General features: G+C 76.1%; 4 protein-coding genes. All 4 read left to right on the top strand.

Annotation, left to right across the window (positions count from 1 at the left end):
* On the top strand, nucleotides 1–2,910 hold a 2,910-nt coding region (locus ACFU6K_RS29345; protein ID WP_380668056.1), incomplete at its 5' end, for an AAA family ATPase.
* A 34-nt stretch (nucleotides 2,911–2,944) separates the two neighbouring features.
* Complete coding sequence (locus tag ACFU6K_RS29340; protein ID WP_380668054.1) at nucleotides 2,945–3,355, top strand: PPOX class F420-dependent oxidoreductase; 411 nt, start codon at nucleotides 2,945–2,947, stop codon at nucleotides 3,353–3,355.
* Between the two features lie 139 nt (nucleotides 3,356–3,494).
* Nucleotides 3,495–4,349 carry a class I SAM-dependent methyltransferase gene (locus tag ACFU6K_RS29335; RefSeq protein WP_380668052.1) on the top strand — a complete coding sequence of 285 codons (855 nt, stop codon included), beginning with the start codon at nucleotides 3,495–3,497 and terminating at the stop codon, nucleotides 4,347–4,349.
* Between the two features lie 30 nt (nucleotides 4,350–4,379).
* Nucleotides 4,380–5,435 carry a Rieske 2Fe-2S domain-containing protein gene (locus ACFU6K_RS29330; protein WP_380668050.1) on the top strand — a complete coding sequence of 352 codons (1,056 nt, stop codon included), beginning with the start codon at nucleotides 4,380–4,382 and terminating at the stop codon, nucleotides 5,433–5,435.
* Nucleotides 5,436–5,796: the final 361 nt, after the last annotated feature.

Genomic DNA, 5,796 nt, shown 5'->3' with positions numbered 1-5,796 from the left:
GCCGAGGCCGAGCCGCTGGGCCTCGAACTGGGCGGCCAGAGCGAGGCCTTGCAGACCGTCTCGGAGCTGGTCGGCACCCTCGACCTGGCCGACGCCACCACCCGCACCGCGATCCTCGACCGGCTCGCCGACGTGCTCGGGCTGCTCAACCGGGCCCGGTCCGCGCTGACCGTGCGCCGCCGGGAGCTGCGCACCCGCGAGGCCGCCGCCGAGTTCGCCGCCGAGACCGCCCTGCTCGGCCAGGCCACCACCGCCGCGCTCGCCGCCGCCGACACCCCCGAGGCCTGCGACGAGCAGCTCGGCCGGCTGCTGCTGCGGATCGAGCAGCTGGAGACCCGCTTCGCCGACGCCGACCCGACGCTCGGCGAGCAGCTCACCGCCCGCCGCACCGAGATCCACGACGCGCTCACCGCCCGCCGCCAGCACCTGCTAGAGGAGCGGGCCCGGCGCGCCGACCGGCTGGCCGCCTCCGCCGGGCGCGTCCTCGACACCCTGCACCGTCGGCTGGCCGCTCTCGACACCGCCGCCGAGATCGACGCCGCCCTCGCCGCCGACCCGACCGCCGTCAAACTCCGGGACCTGGCCGGGCAGTTGACCGCGCTCGGCGACCGGGTCCGGGCCGAGGAGCTGACCGGACGGCTGCGCGCCGCCCGCGGCCGCGCCCACCGGGCCCTGCGCGACCGCGCCGAGCTGGCCGGGGACGGCCCCGGCACCCTGCGGCTGGGCCGGCACCTGTTCGCCGTCACCACCCAGCGCCCCGAACTCGCCCTGGTGCCCTGGCGCGGACGCCCCGCCTTCACCCTCACCGGCACCGACTACCGCTCCCCCGTCACCGACCCGGCCTTCGCCGCCACCGAGCGGTACTGGGACCGCCCGCTGCCCTCGGAGACCCCCCGGCTGTACCGCGCCGAGTACCTCGCGGCGAGCCTGCTGCCGGCCGTCGAGGCGGGCGCGCCGCTCACCGACGCCGAGCTGCTGGAGTACGTCCGGCGGGCCGCCGAGCAGCGCCCGGACGAGGGCTACCAGCGCGGCGTGCACGACCACGACGCCGCGCTGCTGCTCCGCGCCCTGCTCCGACTCGACGCCGAGGCGGGGCTGTTGCGCCACCCGGCGGACGCCCGGGCGGCCGCGCAGCTGTACTGGGCGCACGGCGCCGACGAGCGGCAGCGGCTGCTCTGGCACACCCGGGCCCGCTCGCTGGGCCTCGCCCGGGACGCCTTCGGGGGCGCCCCGGCGCAGGCCGCGCTGGACGCCCTCGCCCACGAACTCTCCTCCGCCGTCGCCGACTTCGTCCCGGGAGCGGCGCCCGCCGGGCCCTACCTGGTGGCCGAACTGGCCGCCGCCGCACCCAGCTTCGCCCACTCGACGGGTGCCGCCGCGCTGCTCGACAAGTTCCGCGACGCCCCCGAGTCGGCCGGCCTCACCGAGGCGCTGGCCGCACTGCCCGAGGAACCCGAGCTGCTGCCCGTACGGCGCCAACTCGCCGCCGCCTGGCTGGAGTCCGGGGCCGTCGACGCCGATCCGGCGGACCTCGCCGAGGCCGCCGCCGCGCTGCTCTGCCCGTCCCTGCCGCGCCGCGCCGCCGAGGGGGCCGTGGGCGCCCGGATCACCGGGCTGCTCGGCGACCACCCGCGGCTCGCGGGCGGCGCGCTCGACCTCCGGCTGGACGAACTGCTCGCGTGGGTGGCGGAGTTCGAGCAGGTCGAGGTGCCCGGCTACCGGGCCTACCAGCGGCTGCGCGGCGAACTGCTGGCCGTCGAGCACGCCCGGCTGCGGCTCGACCAGTACCGGCCCGCCCCGCTCAACGGCTTCGTCCGCAACCGGCTGATCGACCAGGTGTACCTGCCGCTGGTCGGCGACAACCTCGCCAAGCAGCTCGGCACCGCCGGGCCCGGCGGACCGGTCGACCGCAGCGGCCTGCTGCTGCTGGTCTCCCCGCCCGGCTACGGCAAGACCACCCTGGTCGAGTACCTCGCCGAACGGCTCGGCCTGCTGCTGGTCTCCGTCAGCGGCCCCGCGCTCGGCCACCGGGTCACCTCGCTGGACCCGGCCGAGGCCCCCGACGCGACCTCCCGGCGCGAGGTCGAGAAGCTCAACTTCGCCCTGCACGCGGGCGACAACGTGCTGCTCTACCTGGACGACGTCCAGCACACCTCGCCCGAGTTCCTCCAGCGCTTCATCCCGCTGTGCGACGCCCAGCGCCGGATCGACGGCGTCTGGGACGGCGAGGCCCGCGAGTGGGACCTGCGCGGCAAGCGCTTCGCCGTGGTCATGGCCGCCAACCCGTACACCGAGTCCGGCCGCCTCTTCCGGCTGCCCGACATGCTCGCCAACCGCGCCGACGTGTGGAACCTCGGCGACGCCGTCGCCGGGCGCGAGGACCTGTTCGCGCTCAGCTTCGTCGAGAACGCCCTGCCCGCCAGTCCCCACCTGGCCCCGCTCGCCACCGCCGAGCGCACCGACCTGGACACCCTGCTCGCCCGCGCCGGCGGCCTGCCCGGCGGCACCCTGGCCGGCGCCTGGCCCGCCGCCGAGGTCGAGCGGATGACCGCCGTCCTCGCCGGCCTGCTCCACCTGCGCTCCACCGTCCTGGCCGTCAACCGCGCCTACCTGGCCTCCGCCGCCCAGGACGACCGCACCCGCACCGAGCCCCCCTTCCTGCTCCAGGGCTCCTACCGCAACATGGCCAAGCTCGCCCAGCGCCTCGACCCCGCCCTCACCCGCCCCGAACTCGACGCCCTGCTCACCGACCACTACCGCGCCGAGGCCCAGCCCCTGGGCGCCGACGCCGAGGCCCAGCTCCTCAAACTCGCCGAACTCCGCAGCGCCCTGACGGAGGAGCAGGCGGCCCGCTGGGCGGAGCTTAAGCGCTCGTGGTCCGAGCGCGGGCGAACCGGCGAGCGTCCTTGACCTGAAGGGCGCTTGAGCTCCTAACGTCGTCCGCATGACCTTCACCGCACGCGAACGCGCCTACCTCACCGGCCAACCGCTGGCCCGCCTGGCCACCACCGGCCCGGACGGCTCCCCGCAGGTCCGGCCGGTGGGGTTCCGGCTCAACGAGGACGGCACCATCGACATCGGCGGACCGGACAACGCCCGCAGCCGCAAGTACCGCAACGCCCGGGACCGCCCCGAGGTCTCCGTCCTGATCGACGACATGGCGCCCGCCGACGATCCGGTCGCGCCCGGCTGGGGCCGCGGCGTGGAGATCCGCGGCCGGGCGGAGGTGCTCGCCGTCGACGTCCCGCCGGTGGCGCCCGACCGGTTCAGCCGGGACGTCATCCGGGTGCACCCCCGGCGGATCGTCACCTGGAACCTGGAGGCCCTGGGCTCCACCGCCCGGGACGTCGACTGACACCTCGGCGGGCCCGACTCCCCCGCCGCCCGCCCTCAACCACCCCCCACCGATGGAACGATGACCACACGATTCCCTCCATCGGGGTATCCGCGAGCGGCGAGGGTAGGCGGCGCCGCGAGCCGGGTAACCCGCTGGCATGGGCGCTCAGGGACTCGATCTGGCCGGGCTGCGCAGGGTGTACGGGCGGGCGGGGAGCCGGTGGTTCTACACCCGGGTGGCACGCAACGCGCGGCACTGGGGGTGGACGGAGCCGGGGCAGTCGAAGTGGCGGTTGTGGCGGGCGCAGCGGCAGTTGGAGGACGTGCTGGGGCGCAAGCTGGCACTGCCGGCCGGGGCGCGGGTGCTGGACGCCGGGTGCGGGGCCGGAGTGGTGGCCCGGGCGATGGCGGTGCGCTTCGGGCTGGCGGTGACGGGGGTCGACGTCCTGGACTTCCACCTCGCCGAGGCGGCCCGGCTCAGCACCCGGGCCCGGATGGGCGACCGGACGGTGTTCCGCTTCGGGGACTTCCACCGGCTCCCCTTCGACGACGGGGAGTTCGACGGCGCGTACTCGATGGAGACGCTGGTCCACTCCTACGACCCGCCCCGGGCGCTGGCCGAGTTCCACCGGGTGCTGCGCCCGGGCGGCCGGCTGGTGCTGCTCGGCCCGATGAGCACCGGCCCGCTGGACGAACTGGAGCCGGGCGCACGGGCGTTGATCGAACCGTACCTGGACGCGATGACGATGGTCGGCGCCAAGGTCTACCACGCCGGCAACCTGTCGCGGCTGCTCACCGAGGCCGGGTTCGAGGTCGAGGAGGCGCTGGACGCGACGCCGTACTACCTGCCGACCTCGGAGGCCGTGCACGCGTACTTCCGGCTGCCGTGGGAGGTGCTGCGGCGCTTCGGCGATCCGGCCAAGTGGCTCAATCTCCGGTCCACGGTGGAGATGTACGGCGTTCGGGAGCACGTCGCCTGGTACGTTCACACGGCTGTCAAGCCATCGAGGTGAACTCCGCCAAGCCATCGAGGTGAACTCCGCGTGGACGAGCGCTCCGCCCCCCTGCCGTACCCCAGTGGCTGGTTCTGCGTCGGCCGGTCCCGGGGCCTGCCGCCCGGGCGCGTGCGCACGGTCCGGCTGATGGGCGAGGACGTGGTGCTGTACCGGACCCGCCGGGGCGCGGTGCGCGCGGTCGGCCCGCACTGCCCGCACCTGGGCGCGCACTTCGGCGCGGGCGGGACGGTCCGGGGCGAGGAGCTGGTCTGCCCGTTCCACGGCTTCGCCTTCGGCCCGGACGGCTCGTGCACCGGTTCGCCGGACGGCATCCGGTTCCGGGGCGCCCTGGCCGGGCGGCGGCTGTGCGAGCGGGACGGCGCGCTGTTCGTCTGGTGCGGCCCCGGCGGCGGCCCGGGCAACGGTTCGGACGGCGGTTCGGACGGTGGCGCACCCGCCTGGGAGCTGCCGCCGGCGGTCGGGGTACGGCCGCTGGCGTGGTGGAGCGGGGACGTGCTCTCCCACCCGCAGGAGGTGATGGAGAACAGCGTCGACTTCCGGCACACCCGGGTGCTGCACGGCCTGGACACCCGGGAGACCGCCCCGCCCGAGGTGGCCGGCCCGCTGTTCACCGTCCACCAGCGCACCACCACCCGGTTCCCCGGGCTGGGCGCGGTGAGCCTGGAGCAGCCGCTGATGCTGTTCGGGCTCGGGCTGATGCGCATGGAGGTCGAACTGCCGCAGGTGGGCGGCACCTTGCGGGTGTGGGTGCTGCCGACGCCGGTCGCGCCGTGGCGGACCAGGGTGCGCTTCGCGGTGACCGCCACGGTGCCGGTGCCGGGGGTCGGCGCGGCACGGGCCGTCGACCGGGCGGCCTCCTGGGCGGCGCTCCAGGCCTCGGTGCGGATCATCAAGCAGGACCGCCCGGTCCTGGACCACAAGCGCTACCTGGCGCAGCCCCGGCTCGTCCCCGGGGAGCGCTCGATCGGGCTGTTCCGCCGGTGGGCGAGGCAGTTCTACCCCGGGCTCCACCCCGAGCCGGTCCCCGGGGTGCACCCTGACCCCCGCGCCGGGCTCCAGCCGGAGCCGGACACCGCCGACTGAGCCCCGGCCTGCGCGGCCGGCGGCTCCCAGGCCGGGTCGGGCTGCCCGGGGACGGCTCGCCCCTCGGCCTGCCAGCGCCGGGCCAGCTCGGCGTAGATGGGCGTCTCCGGCCCGGGCTGCGCCACGGACGGCCCGGGTGCCGCGACCGGCGGGCCGGGTGCCGCCACGGACGGCCCGGGCGCCGACACGGGCGCCGCCCACGGCTGCTCCGGCGGTCTGTCCGGAGCGCCGTGCAGGATCGTTTCCTCAGCCAGCCGCCGTTCCGGTTCCGGCAGCCTCCCAAAACCACTCACACCCGGCCAACGCGCCCCGCCCGTACCGGGACACGGCCACGTCAACCCGGCTCCCCGCAGGTCAACTG

This window comes from Kitasatospora sp. NPDC057512 (assembly GCF_042802135.1).
Classification (GTDB): Bacteria; Actinomycetota; Actinomycetes; order Streptomycetales; family Streptomycetaceae; genus Kitasatospora.
The sequence above is the reverse complement of the archived record's forward strand: the minus strand, read 5'-3'. Positions and strand labels throughout refer to the sequence as shown.